Origin of the sequence: Lentzea kentuckyensis, from assembly GCF_002150765.1 — a bacterium.
Taxonomy (GTDB): Bacteria; Actinomycetota; Actinomycetes; order Mycobacteriales; family Pseudonocardiaceae; genus Lentzea; species Lentzea kentuckyensis.
Window position 1 is genome coordinate 1 of the sequence record NZ_MUYM01000035.1, and the last position, 16,457, is coordinate 16,457.

10 protein-coding genes are annotated in these 16,457 nt (G+C 69.4%); 7 read left to right on the top strand and 3 right to left on the bottom strand.

All coding sequences use genetic code 11. The annotated features are described in order from the left end of the window. Nucleotides 1–130: 130 nt before the first annotated feature. The 3 genes from B0F77_RS17930 to B0F77_RS17940 form a co-directional block, all read right to left on the bottom strand. A complete protein-coding gene (locus B0F77_RS17930; RefSeq protein WP_086664059.1) occupies nucleotides 131–1,096 on the bottom strand; it encodes an acetylxylan esterase in 966 nt (321 codons plus the stop codon). A gap of 103 nt (nucleotides 1,097–1,199) precedes the next feature. Continuing rightward, nucleotides 1,200–2,195 (bottom strand): SGNH/GDSL hydrolase family protein, encoded by a 996-nt coding sequence (locus B0F77_RS17935; RefSeq protein ID WP_086664060.1) that lies wholly within the window; start codon nucleotides 2,193–2,195, stop codon nucleotides 1,200–1,202. Then, nucleotides 2,192–4,441 (bottom strand): rhamnogalacturonan lyase, encoded by a 2,250-nt coding sequence (locus B0F77_RS17940; protein ID WP_211293848.1) that lies wholly within the window; start codon nucleotides 4,439–4,441, stop codon nucleotides 2,192–2,194. Before B0F77_RS17940 ends, B0F77_RS17935 begins: the two co-directional genes overlap by 4 nt. Before the next feature lie 235 nt (nucleotides 4,442–4,676). Here B0F77_RS17940 and B0F77_RS17945 point away from each other — a divergent pair, with 235 nt between their 5' ends. The 7 genes from B0F77_RS17945 to B0F77_RS17975 all read left to right on the top strand — a co-directional run bounded on the left by B0F77_RS17945 (nucleotide 4,677) and on the right by B0F77_RS17975 (nucleotide 16,456). Further along, entirely contained in the window at nucleotides 4,677–7,502 is a 2,826-nt protein-coding gene (locus B0F77_RS17945; protein WP_086664062.1) for a glycoside hydrolase family 3 C-terminal domain-containing protein, read from the top strand. A gap of 65 nt (nucleotides 7,503–7,567) precedes the next feature. Then, nucleotides 7,568–8,575, top strand: a complete 1,008-nt coding sequence (locus B0F77_RS17950; RefSeq protein ID WP_086664063.1) for a LacI family DNA-binding transcriptional regulator — start codon at nucleotides 7,568–7,570, stop codon at nucleotides 8,573–8,575. A 105-nt stretch (nucleotides 8,576–8,680) separates the two neighbouring features. Beyond that, nucleotides 8,681–10,345, top strand: a complete 1,665-nt coding sequence (locus tag B0F77_RS17955) for an extracellular solute-binding protein (RefSeq protein ID WP_086664064.1) — start codon at nucleotides 8,681–8,683, stop codon at nucleotides 10,343–10,345. Beyond that, nucleotides 10,332–11,306, top strand: coding sequence for an ABC transporter permease (locus B0F77_RS17960; RefSeq protein WP_086664065.1), 975 nt, complete (start codon nucleotides 10,332–10,334; stop codon nucleotides 11,304–11,306). The genes B0F77_RS17955 and B0F77_RS17960 overlap by 14 nt, the downstream gene beginning before the upstream one ends. Further along, complete coding sequence (locus B0F77_RS17965) at nucleotides 11,303–12,214, top strand: carbohydrate ABC transporter permease (RefSeq protein ID WP_086664066.1); 912 nt, start codon at nucleotides 11,303–11,305, stop codon at nucleotides 12,212–12,214. Before B0F77_RS17960 ends, B0F77_RS17965 begins: the two co-directional genes overlap by 4 nt. Nucleotides 12,215–12,217: 3 nt before the next feature. Continuing rightward, nucleotides 12,218–14,176, top strand: a complete 1,959-nt coding sequence (locus tag B0F77_RS17970; protein WP_086664067.1) for a beta-galactosidase — start codon at nucleotides 12,218–12,220, stop codon at nucleotides 14,174–14,176. A 126-nt stretch (nucleotides 14,177–14,302) separates the two neighbouring features. Then, on the top strand, nucleotides 14,303–16,456 hold the full coding sequence (locus B0F77_RS17975) for a glycoside hydrolase family 95 protein (RefSeq protein ID WP_158102735.1): 2,154 nt from the start codon (nucleotides 14,303–14,305) through the stop codon (nucleotides 16,454–16,456). The last annotated feature ends 1 nt before the right edge of the window (nucleotide 16,457 follow it).

Below are 16,457 nucleotides of genomic sequence, written 5' to 3' on the forward strand. Positions count from 1 at the left end.
CGCGTGACCCTCGGCGGCAAGCCCGTCACCCTGTAACCGCGCTGCTCGCTTGCCCGCGCCTTGCCATGGGGGGCACATTCATGGACGTGAGGTCCATGAATGTGCCCCCCATGGCCAACGTGAGGCGGGGTCAGAGGTGCTCGCGCAGGTGACGTAGCTGCGTCTCGACGTGGCTGGTGGGCGTGGTGTGCTTGCCGAACGGCGACACCGTGATCTGCTTGGGCGCGCGGACCTCGTGGTACGCGGCGTACACAGTGGACGGTGGGCACGTCTCGTCCATCAGCCCGACGCTGAACAGGGTCTGGGCGGTGATCCGCCGCGCCAGCAGCGCGCAGTCGATGTAGCGCAACGTCTCCAGGGCGGCGGGCACGAGTGCGTCGTGCTGTGCCAGGAAGTCGCTGATCTCGGTGTACGGCGGAGTGCCGCCGATCCTGATCGCGCGGTGCAGGTCGCACAGGAACGGCACGTCCGAATGACACACCCGGACCTTGTCGGCTCGCAACGCCGCGGCGGCCAGGGCGAGCGCGCCGCCCTGACTGCCACCGGACACGGCGATGCGAGCCGGGTCGGCGCCGGGCAGTTCGGCCACGACGTCCACGGCCCGCGCCGCGTCGAGGTAGAGCCGGGTGAAGTAGTAGTCGTCCGGGCTGGAGATGCCCCTGGTCATCACGCCGGGGTGCTCGGGACCGGTGCCCGCGCCCGCGTCGGCGGTGGCGCCCACCGACCACCGGCCGCCCTGACCCCGGCTGTCCATCACGAAGTTCGCGAACCCGAGGCTCGGCAGCAGCGTGTGGTGGGCGGGCAGGCCGCGGCCGCCGCCGTAGCCGATGTACGTCACGACCACGGGCAGCGGTTCGTCGCCGGGCGGCCGCAGGTACCAGCCGCGCACCCGGTGGCCGTGCGCGCCGGAGAACTCCACGTCGTAGACCGACAGGGGCCGGTAGAGCTCGGGCTCGTGCGGCGTCAGCACGGCGGGTGCCGCGTCGGCCGTGGTCTTGGCGAGCTGGGTGGCCCACCAGGCGTCGAGATCGGCCGGCTCCGGGGTCGTGACGCGGTGCAGGAGCAGGTCTTCCTCGGGCATGTCGACGACGGGCACGCGATGTCTCCTCTACGCAGGTTCGGCTAGAGCTGGCCATGAACGGCGCTTTCGTGGACCCCAGGTCCACGAAAGCGCCGTTCATGGCCTATCCCGTCAGGGGTTAGATCTTGGCTGCGACGATCGGGGCGAGGCGGTCGGCGATCTTGCGGTGGCCCTGGTCGTTGGGGTGCACGTTGTCGGTCGTGTCGGTGGCCTCGTTGATCCAGCCCTCGGTGTTCACGAAGTACACGTTGCGGTCGCCTCCGTCGGTGAGCGTCTTGACCGCCGCCTGGGTCTCCGGAAGGTACCGCTTGCGGAACGTGCCCAGCGCGAAGATCGCCGCGGTCGGGTACTTCTCGCGGGCGCGCTGCAGCAGGGTGACGTAGGAGGCGCGGAACTGGTCCTTGGTCACGCTGTGCCCGACGTCGTTGGTGCCGAGGTTGATCACGACGGCGTTCGCCCGGTACCGGCCGAAGTTCCACGCGGGTGCGGTCGTGGCGAGACCTGTCCGCAGGAAGCCCTCCCGCATGCTCAGACAACCGTCGGCGGCCGGGTGCAGGCACGCGCCGCCCACCGCGATCTGGGTGTGGCCGGTCTTGAGCTTCTCGCCGGTGAGCCAGCCGTACGCGGTCAGCGCCTGCTTGGACGACTGCTGGCCCACGGTGATGGAGTCGCCGACGAACTCGATGATCTTCGAGGGCACGGTGGGGGCGAACGTCCGCGCGCCGGAGTCGAGTTCGATGCCCTGGTACACCGCGTCGCCCTTGTACGAACCCGCGATCGGGCGGTAGGACACGCGCAGGGTGTGGTTGCCCGCGGCCAGCGGCGTCGGGGTGAGGTCGACCGTGCCGCTGCGGTTCACGTACGACACGTCGGGGCCGCCGTCGATGCTGACGAAGAAGTCGATGGTGCGGCGCTGCTTCAGCTTCACCGTCCGGCCGGTGAAGCCCACGACGAGGTAGGCGCCGGCCCACTCGGAGACGTAGGCGCTCGACGTGCTCGTGTTCCAGCGGCCGAAGTACCTGACGTTCGGATCGGTGGGCACGCTCGCGGCGGAGGCCGCGGGCGTGATGACGACGCTGCTGACGAGAACGGTTGCGGCGACCAGGAGTTTCATGGTGCGACCAATCGGTGCGAGGGCAGGGGAACGCGCGACCAGTCGACGTCGGAAGCGAGGTAGAAGCTCGGGTACGACGGCTGGTTGTAGGTGGTCTGCTGGCGGGCGACCTCGACGCGGTACTGACGGTCGTGCATGAGCGTGTACATCTTGTGGTTCGTCGGTTCGGTGCTGAGGTAGAACCGCAACGCCGAGCTGTCCTGCGTCCGCACCACGAGTTCCTCACGCCAGTCGCCGAAGACATCGGCCACGAGAGACGGGGTGCCCTTGGTGCCGTTGTTGGTCCGGGTTCCGGTGGCCGTCAGCAACGTGCCGCGGCGCCAGTCGTCGATGGTCGGGGTCACGTCCTGGGCGCCGTTCACGATCTGCGTGGTGAGGTCGCCGGCCCAGCGGATGCTCATGTTCGTGCCGGGAGAACGGGTTTCGAGCCGGCGGCCGTCCGCGCTCCAGAGGCCGCTGGAGTCCGAGCCGCTCGGCATGGACGACCACGTCTCGATGCCGGGCACGTCGGGTCGGACGTCGCCGATCATGCCCCGGCCGGTGTCCATACCGGAGTAGGCGCCGTAGACCGTCTGACCGGTGCGGGCGTCGCGCAGCGCGTAGCCGTACGGGGCATAGCGGGCGCCCTCGTGGACCATGTAGATCTCGAGGCCGGGGCGGTTCGGGTCGATGTCGGTGACATGCAGGGCGTCACCGTGCCCGACCCGAACCGCGGCACCCGGATTCACGCTGCCCGGTGGCAGCACGCCGGTGGAGCTGTACTTCAGCGAGCCGTCGTCGTCGAGGGTCGCGCCGCCGTAGATGATCTCCTGCCGGCCGTCGGCGTCCACGTCGGCGACGCTCAGCGAGTGCGCGCCCTGCGTGGTGAGTGCGGCGTGGCTCGGGTTCGTGCCGTCACGGCCGTGCGGGGCGTCGTTGAACGGGTTCGTCATCGGTACCCAGCCGCTGTCGACGAGCCAGCGCTTCTTCAGCTTCCGGCCGTCCCAGTCGTAGGTCGCGACGGTGGAGCGGGTGTAGTAACCGCGGGCGAAGATCGCGGACGGGCGTTTCCCGTCCAGATAGGCGACTCCGGACAGGAAACGGTCCACGCGGTTGCCCGGTTCGATGCGGGGCATGGCGTAGTCGCCCCACATCAGCCCGTCGTCGGACCGGCCGGGTTCGTAGCGGACGGTCTGCAGCTCGCGGCCGGTGGCGCCGTCGAACACCGTCAGGTACTCCGGGCCGTCCACGATGAACCCGGCGAACTGGCGCAGTTTGTTGTTGGCGCTGCGGGACGGCGCGTAGACGTCCATGAAGTGGTCCACCAGGGCCGAAGCGTCCTCTGTGGACAACGGGTAGGCGTAGCGCGGTTCGAGGCCGAACGCCTGCTCCAGCGTCTTGGGCCATCGTCCGGCGACGACCTCGGGATGCTTGTCCCAGCCGCGGAACACGTCGACGAGGTGCTGACGATAGCCCTCGGCGCTCAGCCGGTAGTCGTCGGTGTTCCGGTACCCGGCGCGCACGTCCTCGCGCGGCATCGTGACGTACCGGCCGCGGCCGTCGCGCGTGCCCGGCGCGGTCTTGGTCATCAGCTCCGCGCGGCCGTCGCCGTCGAAGTCGTAGACGAGGAACTGGGTGTAGTGCGCGCCAGCACGGATGTTCACGCCGAGGTCGATCCGGTGCAGGAACGTGCCGTCGAGGCGGTACGTGTCGAGGTACACCGGCCCGGTGTAGCCGACCTGCGAGACGTCCTTGGAATTGCTGGGATCCCACTTGACGACGTACTCGTACTGGCCGTCACCGTCCACATCGCCCACGCTGACATCGTTGGCGGAGTAGGTGTAGCGCTCACCGGCCGGCGTCACACCGTCCGCGGGCTTGCGCAGCGGCAGGTCGTGATGCGATTCCGCCCACGGCGTCACGGCTTTGCTCCGCCCGAGCGCGACGCCGCGTCGCACGGGAGCGACCTGGTACCTCGCTCCAGCCGGTGCGCCGGTGTCGACGTAGGTGGTGCTGTCGGTGACGGTCGCGATGCGCTTTCCGTTGCGGTAGACGGCGAAATCGGGTCCGTCGAGTCCGGTGGCGGTCGCGCCGGTGGCTTCCCGGCCGAGCAGGCGCCAGCTCAGGTGCACACCGCTGCCGGTGGTGGCCGCGACGAGTCCGCGATCCAGGTGCTCATCGCGCGAGGGATGGGCGGCAGCAGGCAGCTGTCCGGTGAGGACGACGGCGGCCACCAACGGGAGCACAACGCTTCGTCGCAGATCCACGGCGGCTACGATGAACCGTCTCAACACGTCACGCAAGAGTCCAAAAGCGTTGGCAGGTAACGCGGAAAGCGTTTTCCCATCGAATTGTCGAATCGAACTTGGTCATTCGACGGAAAAAATGTCGAACAAGTCGAATCGGGCGACGATTGCTTGACGGCCGCTGTGAGCCGTGCCACGTTCACGTCGTCCGGTCGAAGCGATTCGATTCAACCTCGGTGACCAAGAAGGGCGTGCCTTGAGCATCGAGAAACCCAATGGGGAACTACCTTTCCAGAATCGGGACCTGCCGTTGCGGCAGCGGGTCGCCGACCTGGTGGAGCGGCTGACGGCCGCCGAGAAGGTCGCGCTGCTGCACCAGTGGCAGCCCGCGGTGCCGAGGCTCGGGATCGGGGGGTTCCGCACCGGTACCGAGGCGTTGCACGGCGTCGCGTGGCTGGGCCGGGCGACCGTGTTCCCGCAGGCCGTCGGCCTGGCCAGCACGTGGAATCCGGACCTGGTCAGGGCGGTCGGCGACGTGACGGGGACCGAGGCGCGCGGCTTCCACCACAAGGACCCGGTGGCGCACGGCCTCAACGTGTGGGCGCCGGTGGTGAACCCGCTGCGCGACCCGCGCTGGGGCCGCAACGAGGAGGGCTACTCCGAGGACCCGTTGCTCACGTCGGTGATGGGCACGGCGTACGCGCACGGACTGCGCGGCGACCACCCGGTGTACCTCAAGACCGCGCCGACGTTGAAGCACTTCCTGGGGTACAACAACGAAACCGACCGGTGCACCACGTCGTCGGCGATGCGGGACCGCGTGCTGCACGAGTACGAGTTCCCCTGCTTCCGCGGTCCGATCGAGGCGGGCGCGGCGGTGGCCGTCATGCCGTCGTACAACCTCGTCAACGGCAGGCCCGCACACCTGACGCCGCACATCGGGGAACACCTGCGGAGCTGGACGGACGACGAGATCGCGGTCGTCAGCGACGCCTGGGCGCCGTCGAACGTGGCCGGCCTGCAGGGCTACTACGAGGACCACGCCGCCGGGCACGCCGCCCTGCTGCGGGCGGGCGTCGACAGCTTCACCGACCACGACGCGGATCCCGCGGCCACGATCGCGCGCGTCACCGAGGCGCTGGAACGCGGGCTGATCACCGAGGAGCACGTCGACCGCGCGGTCACCCGGCTGCTGACGCTGCGGATGCGGCTCGGCGAGTTCGACCCGCCGGAGCTCAACCCGTACGCGGCGATCACCGAGGAGGTGATCGACGCGCCGGAACACCGCGTGCTCGCGCTCGAAGCGGCCCGGCAGTCGATCGTGCTGCTCAAGAACGACGACCTGCTGCCGCTCGACCCGCGCGATGAGGGGAAGCTCGCCGTCATCGGGACGCACGCGGACGTGCTGTTCGAGGACTGGTACAGCGGCACCCTGCCGTACGCGGTCACCCCGCTGGCCGGCCTCACCGAGCTGCACGGCGGTGAGACGACGTTCGCCGAGGGCCTCGACCGGATCTCCCTGATCACCGAGGGCGGCCGGTTCCTCGCCGCGTCGCTGGACGGACCGATCGGGCTGGCGGAGCACTGGAGCGACGCCGGCGCCTTCGACCTGGCCGAGTGGGGCGACGGCGTGGTCACCCTGCGCAGCGTCCTGACCGGCAAGTACGTGGCCGCGACGCCGGAGGGCGCGCTCGTCACCGAACGGATCATGCCGGGCGAATGGGACGTCCGCGAACTGTTCGAGATCGTCCGGCCGACCGCGGGCACCTGCCTGCTGCGCAACACGGTGCTCGACCAGTACGTGGCCGTGCGCGGCGAGAGCGTCGTGTTCGTCGCCAACAAGAACGAGGCGACGCGGTGGCGGCTGGAGGTCGACCGCTCCGGGCTCGCCCAGGCCGTCGCGCTGGCCGCGGCGGCGGAGACCGCGATCGTCGTCGTGGGCAACGACCCGCACATCAACGGCCGCGAGACCCAGGACCGCACCGGCCTCGACCTGCCGCCGCGGCAGGCCGAGCTGGTGCGCGCCGTCCGGCAGGTCAACCCGCGCACCGTGCTGGTCGTCGTCAGCAGCTACCCGTACGCGCTGGTGTGGGAGGACGAAAACGTCCCCGCGATCCTCTGGACGTCGCACGGCGGCCAGGAGCTCGGCCGGGCGCTGGCCGAGGTCGTCTTCGGCGAGGTCACGCCGTCCGGCAAGCTCACCCAGACCTGGTATCGCGGTGCCGAAGCGCTGCCGGACCTGCTCGACTACGACATCATCCGGGCGCGCGGCACCTACCTGTACTTCGAGGGCGATCCGCTCTACGAGTTCGGGCACGGGCTGAGCTACACCGAGTTCTCCTACGGCCCGCTCACCGTCTCAACAGGCTCGGTGCGCCACGACGAGCGGTTCGAGGCATCGGTCGAGATCACCAACATCGGTGACCGTCCAGGCGCCGAAGTGGTGCAGCTGTACGGCAGGCAGGGGGAGTCGCGGGTCGCGCAGCCGTTGCGCCGCCTGCTCGCCTTCCGGCGGGTGGAACTGGCGCCGGGGGAGAGTCGGATCGTCCGGTTCTCGTTGCACGGCACGGACTTCTGGCACTGGGACGTGATCGGCGACCAGCGGGTCGTCGAAACCTCGGTGCACGACCTGTGGGCCGGATCGTCGTCCGTCCGGCGGTCACGGGCCGAGGTGCTGGTGATCGGCGAGGGCATCCCCCTGCGTGGCAGGCAGATGCGCGCGGAACGCTTCGACGACTGCGCCGGGGTCACCCTCGCGGACGAGACCAGGGAGAGCGGCACCGTCGTCGAGAGCACCGAGGCCGGCGGCTGGATCCTGCTGGGTGACGTGCGGGTCGACGAGGACGTCACGCACGCCACCGCCCGGCTGGCCGGTGCCGCGGGGGAGGTCGAGCTGCGGCTCGGTCACCACGAACGCGGACAGATGTTGTGCACGTTCACAGTTCCGGCGGATTCCGGCCGGGATTCCTGGCGCGACGTGCGCGTGCCGTTGGCTTTGGATTCGGGCGTGCGCGACGTCGTTGTCGTGTTCAGCGCCCCGGGGATCCGGCTCGCGAGCCTGGATCTCGACTGTCAATCGTGAATGTGAACGTTCCCATGCTCCACCGGTTATCTTGTCGAAACGCTTCAACACTCGGAGGTGCCAACGTGGTCACCATCGCGGATGTGGCGAGGCATGCCGGCGTCGCGCCGAGCACCGTCTCCTACGTGCTGACGGGCAAGCGGTCGATCTCGCCGCAGACCCGCACCAAGGTCAGGGAAAGCATCCGGCTGCTGGGTTACCACCCGCACGCCGGGGCCAGGGCCCTCGCGACGAGCCGGGCGAACGTGGTGGCGCTGGTGCTACCGCTGCGTCCCGGCGTGCACCTCCCCGTGCTGATGCGGTTCGTGACGGCGGCGGTCACCACCGCCCGCAGGCACGACATGGACGTCCTGCTGGTGACGGCGGACCAGGGCGCGCAGGGCCTGCGCAGAGTCGCGGGTAGCGCCCAGGTCGACGGCTTCCTGGTGATGGACGTGGAACTCGACGACGACCGCGTGCCGCTGCTGCGGCAGATGGCACAGCCGTCCGTCCTCATCGGACGCCCGGCCGCGGTCAAGGGACTGACCTGTGTGGACCTCGACTTCGAGGCCGCCGGCGCGCGCTGCGTCGACCACCTGGCCGACCTCGGTCACCGCTACATCGGGTTCCTCGGCGCGCCGAGCGTCGTGTACCAGCGCAACACCGGCTACGCGCAACGCACGATGGCCGGGTTCGGCGCGGCGGCGATGCGGCGGGGGATCGCCTCGACGGCGTTGCCCGCCGAGGACGACTACGAGTCGGTGCTGGTGTCCGTGCGCTCGTTGCTGCGCACCCAACCGGCGATGACCGCGCTCGTCGTGCACAACGAGGCGGCGCTCGGCTGGGTCGCCGGAAGCCTGCGCGCACTGGGCCGCCGGGTGCCGGACGACGTGGCCGTCGTGGCGATCTGCCCGGACGAGCTCGCGGAACAGATGCAGCTGACCTCGGTGCAGCTGCCGGCGGAGGAGCTGGGCCGCCAGGCGATGGAACTGCTCGTCGCCCGGCTGAACGGCCATCCGACGGCACCGCTGACCCTGCTGCCGCCGAAGCTCTCCGGCCGCGCGAGCACGGCCCCGCGCCTGCGTCGCGCCTGAGACCACCGCAGGACCCCTCGCGGGACCTGCCGGACTGCTGTCGAAACGCTTCGACAGTGCACCTCAATCGAATCCCCTGGTGAAGTGGCGCGAAGGAGCTTTGACGTGGCTGGTGGATCTGACAGCACGGGCTTAGACCGCAGAGGATTTCTCGGCTTGGTCGGTGCGGGCGTGCTCGCGACGACGTTCGGCGGCGCGGTGACCGCGTGCGGCACACCGTCCGCCCCGCAGACCGGCACCGCGCTCGGGGGCTCTGAGCTCGCGGGCGTGCTGCCCGCCCACATCCCGGTGGACTTCGTGAAACCGGACCTCGCCGGGGTGAACGGATCGCCGGCCGCGTACCTGAAGTACCCGGCCCAGCTGGTCGAGGCGATCAAGGACAAGCCCGGCACCGGTGGGCAGCTCACCGCGATGACGCCGTCGTTCTGGCCCGTGCCACCAGGTCTGGGGCAGAACGCCTACTACGACGCGGTCAACGCGAAGCTCGGCGCTACGATCAAGTTCGAACAGGTCAGCGGTAACGACTACCAGCAGAAGCTCAGCGCCATGATGGCCGCCAAGCAGGTGCCGGAGATCGTCGTCATGCCCTCGTTCACCGTCCCCGCCCGCTTCACCGAGGGCGTCGGCAGCGTGTTCGCCGACCTCACCGACCTCCTCAAGGGCGACGAGGTGCGCAAGTACCCGATGCTCGCGAACATCGCCACCGACAGCTGGCTGGGCTGCGCCTTCAACAAGCGGCTCTACGGCGTGCCGTACCCCGGCTCGCCCTTCCCGGAGACCATCTTCTACCGCAAGGACATCTTCGAGCAGCTCGGCGTCGCACCGCCGAAGTCGGCCGCCGAGTTCGAGCAGCTGTGCAAGAAGATCACCGATCCGGCGGCGAAGCGGTGGGCTCTCGGGGACATCTTCCGCGCCATGATTCGGATGTTCGGCGGCAAGGGCGACTGGAGCCGTGACTCGTCCGGCAAACTGGTCAACCAGCTGGAGACGGAAGCCTACGTCGAGGCGGTGAAGTTCACCCGATCGCTGTGCGCCGCCGGCTACGCCCACCCCGACTACGTGGCGGGCGCCCTCTCCGGCACCAGCAAGCACAAGGAGCTCTTCGCGAGCGGCCAGATGCTGATCGTCCAGGACGGCGTCGGCGCGTGGAAGGAAGCGCTGGCCGCGCAACGCCCGTCGAACCCGAAGTTCGACATGGCGGCCATGCCGTTGTTCAACCACGACGGCGGCAAGCCGACGTACCCGATCTCCACGCCCACCAGCATGATCACGATGTTCCGCAAGGACCTGTCGAAGGACCGGATCGAGGAACTGCTGCGCATCATGAACTTCGCGGCGAGCCCGATCGGCACGCAGGAGTACCACCTGATCAACTACGGCACCGAGGGCACGCACAGCACGCGTGACGCCAAGGGCGAGCCGCAGCTCAACGACCTGGGGCGCAAGGAGATCACGCTGACCTACGGGTTCTTCGCCGGGCCACCGCCCATCGTCACGAACCCCGCGTACCCGGACTTCGTGAAGGCCTCGCACGCCTGGTACGCCGACACGTACGCGCACCAGATCAAGCCGCTGGAGTTCGGTCTCAAGGTCGACGAGCCGGCCGAGTTCTCGAAGATGGGCCAGGAGTTCCAGGACAAGACCTTCGACATCATCTTCGGCCGCACTCCGGTCGAGGACGTGACGAAGCTGGCCGACGAGTGGCGGCGCAAGGGTGGCGACAAGCTGCGCGAGTTCCACCTGAAGGTCCTCGCCGATGCCGGCCGCTGACCTGCTCACCCGTCTGTCGGCAGCGGTGGAGACGCCGGTCGCGCCCCGTCGGGAGAAGGCGTGGCGGCGCCGGCTCAGGCGCGACTGGCCTCTGCTCGCGATGGTGGCGCCCGCGATCTTGCTGTACCTGGTGTTCCACTACGTCCCGTTGCTGGGCAACGTGATCGCGTTCCAGAACTACTCGCCGTACACCGGGATCCTGGCGAGCCCGTTCATCGGCCTGTACAACTTCGAGCGGATCTTCACCGACCCCGGGTTCTGGCAGGCGGCGCTCAACACCGTCACGATCACGTTGTTCCAGCTGGTGTTCTACTTCCCGATCCCGATCCTGCTGGCGCTGCTGCTCAACAGCCTGCTCAGCGCACGGCTGCGGATGTTCATCCAGAGCGTGGTGTACCTGCCGCACTTCTTCTCGTGGGTGCTGGTGATCACGCTGTTCCAGCAGATGTTCGGCGGCACCGGGGCGATCAACACCTTCCTGCGCGACCACGGCGCGCAGACGGTCGACATCATGAACAACCCGGACCTGTTCCTCGGCCTGGTCACGTTGGAGTCGGTGTGGAAGGACGCGGGCTGGGGCACGATCATCTTCCTCGCCGCGTTGTCCACTGTGGACACCAGTCTGTACGAGGCCGCCGCGGTCGACGGGGCGGGGAAGTGGCGCCGGCTCTGGCACGTCACGTTGCCCGCGCTGGTGCCGGTGATCGTGCTGTTGCTCATCCTGCGGCTCGGTGACGCGCTGTCGGTCGGCTTCGAGCAGTTCCTGCTGCAACGCGACGCGGTGGGCGCGAACACGGCCGAGGTGCTCGACACCTACGTGTACTTCACCGGCGTGGTGAACAACGACTGGTCCTATGCGGCCGCCGCCGGGCTGGTGAAGGGCGTCGTCGGATTGCTGCTCGTGCTGGGGGCCAACCGGCTCGCGCACGTGTTCGGCCAGCAGGGGGTGTACCAGAAATGACCGTTGTGGCCGTGCGGCGCCGTCCGTTGTGGGACGAGGAGCCGACGTTGTTCGGGCGCGCAGCCAAGGGTGTGGTCGTCGCGGTCGTGGTGCTGGCCGTGCTCTTCCCGTTGTACGTGGTGGTGCTGACGAGCATCTCGCCGCAGGCCGCCATCACGAAGGCGGGCGGGCTGGTGATGGTCCCGGACGGGTTCAGCCTCGCCGCCTACGCCGAACTGCTCTCCGGCGGCGTGGTGAGCAGGGCGGTGCTGGTCAGCACCGGGCTCGCGGTGTTCGGCACGCTCTTCAGCACGGTGCTGACGTTGCTCGCCGCCTACGGGTTGTCGCGGCCGGGCTCGTTCGCGCACCGGCCGCTGCTGTTCGTGGTGCTGCTGACGTTCCTGTTCGGGCCGGGCATGATCCCGACCTACCTGCTGGTGAGCTCACTCGGCCTGCTCGACACCTATGCGGCACTGGTACTGCCCGGCGCGGTGGCCGCCTTCAACCTCGTGGTGCTGCGGTCGTTCTTCATGAACATCCCGCAGGACCTGGTGGACAGCGCCCGCATCGACGGGGCCTCGGAGTTCGGCATCCTGACCCGGATCGTGCTGCCGTTGTCCAAGGCCGTCACCGCGGTGATCGCGCTGTTCTACGCGGTCGGTTACTGGAACGCGTTCTTCAACGCCTTCCTCTACCTCAACACGCCGGAGAAGTGGCCGATCCAGCTGGTGCTGAGGCAGTACGTCCTGCAGGGCCAGCCGATTCCCGGCACCAGCGGGCAGTCGGTGATCGAGGGCGTCGCGCCGCTGCCGACCCTGGCGGTGAAGATGGCGGTGGTCGTCATCGCCGTCGTGCCGGTGCTGTTCGTGTACCCGTTCGTGCAGAAGCACTTCACCAAGGGCGTCATCCTCGGCGCCATCAAGGGATGACACATGCCTGAGCTGTCCGACGTCACCCGCGGCCGTCTCGTGTACGGAGGCGACTACAACCCGGAGCAGTGGCCGGAGGCGGTGTGGCTCGAGGACGTCGCGCTCATGCGGGAGGCCGGGGTCAACCTGGTGACCGTGGGCGTGTTCTCCTGGGGCAGGCTGGAACCGGCACCCGGCGTGTTCGACTTCGACTGGCTCGACCGGGTGCTGGACCTGTTGCACGAGAACGAGATCGGCGTGAGCCTGGCGACCCCGACGGCGTCACCGCCGCCGTGGATGAGCCTGCGCCACCCGGACACGCTGATGGTGACGGCCGACGGGGTGCGGATGTCGCACGGTTCCCGCAACCACTACTGCCCTTCGTCCCCGGTCTACCGCCACTACGCCCGCGCCATCGTCACGGCGCTGGCCCGCCGCTACGGCGAGCATCCGGCGCTGAAACTGTGGCACGTCAACAACGAGTACTGCGAGGTCTGCTACTGCGACGGGACCGCGCAGCACTTCCGCCGCTGGCTGTGCGAGAAGTACGAGACGCTCGGCGCGCTGAACGAGGCGTGGGCGACCGCGTTCTGGAGCCAGCACTACGGCGAGTGGGCGGAGATCCTGCCGCCGCGCGCGGCACCGTACCTGCGCAACCCCACCCAGGTGCTGGACTTCAAGCGGTTCAGCTCCGAAACGCTGCTGCAGTGCCTGCGCACCGAGCGCGAGGTTCTGCGCGCGGCCACGCCCAGGGTCCCGATCACGTCGAACTTCATGGGCCTGTTCGCCCCGCTCGACTACTGGCAGGCGGCGGCCGAGCAGGACTTCGTGTCGCACGACTGGTATCCCGACCTGACCGATCCGGTCGCGCACATCGAGACCGCGATGAGCTACGACCTGATGCGCGGCCTGGCCGGACGCAAGTCCTGGTTCCTGATGGAGCAGTCCGCAAGCGGCTCGCACGGCGTCCGCCGCCCACCCGGTCACCTCCGAACCCAGTCGCTGCAAGCGATTGCGCGCGGCTCCGACGCCGTGTGCTTCTTCCAGTGGCGAGCCTCCCGCGCGGGCGCCGAGAAGTTCCACTCCGGCATGGTGCCCCACCGCGGCCCGCACAGCCGCGTGTTCCGCGAGGTGACCGCACTCGGCCGCGACCTGGCCGAACTGCCGGACGTCGTCGGTGCGCCGGTACCGGCTCAGGTCGCGATCCTGATGGACTGGGACAACTGGTGGGCCGTCAGCGGCGCGCACCTGCCGGCCTCGATCGACCTGCTGGCCCGGCTGCGCGACTTCTACGAACCGCTGTGGCGCCTGGGCATCGTCGCCGACTTCGTGCGGCCGTCCGACGACCTGGCCCAGTACCCGGTCGTGCTCGCACCGAACCTCTACCTGCTCACCGCCTGCGACGCCGACCGCATCACGTCCTACGTGGACGAGGGCGGCACGTTCGTGATGGGCTTCTTCTCCGGCGTGGTCGACGAGCACGACCACGTCCGGGTGGGCGGTTATCCGGCGCTGCTGGCGGACGTGATGGGGCTGCGGATCGACGAGTTCCTGCCCCAGCAAGGTTCGCTGACGTGCACTTCGGGGCTGCTCGGCGAGTTCACCGCCGACTTCTGGGCCGACGACCTGAGCGCCACCACGGCCGAGGCCGTCGCCGAGGTGGCCTCGGGCGAGCTCGCCGGGACACCGGTGGTGCTGCGCAACGGTTTCGGCGACGGCACCGCCTGGTACGTGGCGACCCGGCCGGAACCTGCGGCGATGCGGGCGCTGCTCGCGCACATCGCCGCGGGTGCCGGGGTGACGGTGTCGCCGCAGCCGGACGGGGTGGAGGTGGTGCGGCGGGGCGAGTTGTTGTTCGTGATCAACCATCGGCCAGAGCCCGCCAAGGTCGTGGTGGAGGGGGAGCGGCGGGATCTGCTCAGCGGGGAGCGGGTCAGCGGCGTGACCGAACTGGCTCGGTACGGCGTGCGGGTGCTGAGGTGACGCGGTTGTGGTCGATGGCGCCTGGCGGAGCGTGGAGGATGGCGTGATGTGGCGGTGGGTCATGGCGGTGGCTGGGGCGCGGGAAGCGGCGTCTGAGATGGCCGGTTGTGGTGTGTGGAGGCTGAAGTGACGCGGCTGTGGTTCACGGCGCCGGCCGGGGCGTGGGAAGAGGCGCTGCCGCTCGGCACCGGACGCCTCGGCGCGATGTGCTTCGGCGGCGTCGACACCGAACTGGTGCAGCTCAACGACGATCGGCTGTGGACAGGGTCGCCGATGCCGCCGCCGTCCGGCGATCCCGAGCTGGTCGCGCAGGCCCGCGCGCACGCCCTGGCCGGCTCACCCCGCGCGGCAGAGGACCTGCTGTGGCAGGTGCAGGGCCCGGACACGGCGAAGTACCAGCCGCTCGCCAACCTCATGCTCGTCGGCGGCCCGGCCCAGGCCGAGGACTACCGGCGCGAACTGGACCTGCGCACGGGCGTTTACTCGGTGTCGTACCGGACGGACGCGGCGGAGGTGCGGCGAGAGGCCGTCTGCCACGCCGGGTTGCACGTCCTCGCGTTGCGGGTGACGGGTGCTCAGGTCGGCCTGCTGCTGCGCGGGCAGTTGCCGGGCGAGCACTTCACCGAGAACGGTCAGTTCGTGGGCGTGCGCGGGCAGGTTCCGGACGGGATGGCGTGGGCGGCGGTCACCGTGGTGGACGGGGACACGGTTTACGTCGCCACCGAGACCGGCTACCGCGGGCCCGGCACCCAACCGGTGGACGACCCGGCCGAGTGCTCCCGCCGGGCGCGTGAGCGAATCGAACGGGCCAGGGCGCTGGGCTGGGCGACGTTCCGCGACCAGGCGGTCGAGGCGCACCAGGCGTTGTTCGACCGGGTGAGCCTCCAGCTGGGGCCGGCGCCGGACCTGCCGACCGACGAACGGCTCGCGCGGCCTGGTCCGGCGCTGGACGCGCTGTTGTTCCAGTACGGGCGCTATCTGCTGATCGCCAGTTCGCGGCCCGGCACGCTGCCCGCGAACCTGCAGGGCGTCTGGAACCCGCACGTCGATCCGCCGTGGCGCGGCAACTACACGCTCAACATCAACCTGCAGATGAACTACTGGCCGGCCGAGGTCACCGGGTTGCCCGAGTGCCACGAGCCGCTCCTGGAGTTCGTGTCGAAGCTGTCCGGGTTCGGCGCGGCCACGGCGAAGGCGCTGTACGGCGCGCCGGGCTGGGTGGCGCATCACAACACCGATCCGTGGTGCCTCACCACGCCGGTGAGCGGCGACCCGGCGTGGGCGAACTGGCCGATGGCCGCGGCGTGGCTGTCGCGGCACCTGTGGGAGCACTACGCGTTCACGGGTGACGCCGGCTGGTTGCGCGACCACGCGTGGCCGGTGCTGCGCGGCGCGGCCGAGTTCTGCCTGCACTGGCTGACCACACGCGACGGTGTGCTCACCACGGCGCCGTCGACGTCACCCGAGAACCACTACCTGGTGGACGGCACGCCGGTCGCGGTCGGAGTCGGGTCCACAATGGACCTCGCTTTGATCGCGGACCTGTTCGCGAAAACCTCCGAAGCCGCGAACATCCTGAACATTCGCGACGACGTGGTGGACTGCGTCCGTGAGACCGAGTTGCCGCCGCCACCGATCGGATCGCACGGTCAGTTGCTGGAGTGGGCGGACGAGCTTCCCGAGGCCGAGCCCGACCACCGGCACCTGTCCCACCTGTTCGGGCTCTACCCCGGCGAACAGATCGACCCCGCGCTCACCCCGGAACTGGCAGAGGCAGCCGAACGCGCGCTCGTCGCCAGGGGAGACGCGGGCACGGGCTGGTCGCTGGCCTGGAAAGCCGCGCTGTGGGCCAGGCTCGGCGACGGCGACCGCGCCCACACCCTGCTCCAGATGTTGCTGACCGACGCCACCAAGGAAGGTCCAGGGGTCTATCGCAACCTGTTGTGCGCGCACCCGCCGTTCCAGATCGACGGCAACTTCGGCGCCACCGCGGCGATCGCGGAAATGCTGCTGCAGAGCCACACCGGCGAAATCAGGCTGCTCCCCGCGCTACCGAAGGCATGGCCGACGGGTGTGATGCGAGGGCTGCGGGCACGAGGTGGCGTGGTGGTCGACCTGTGGTGGGACGAGGGCGAGTTGCGCGCGGTCGCGTTGCGGAGCCTCGGCGACGAGAAGACCGTCGCCGTGACCTACCGTGGGCACACCGCCGAAGTGACCGTGCGGCCGCTCGTCGAACTGATGCTCGACGAGCGGCTCAGGTCAGCTCGCAGGCCCACCTGAC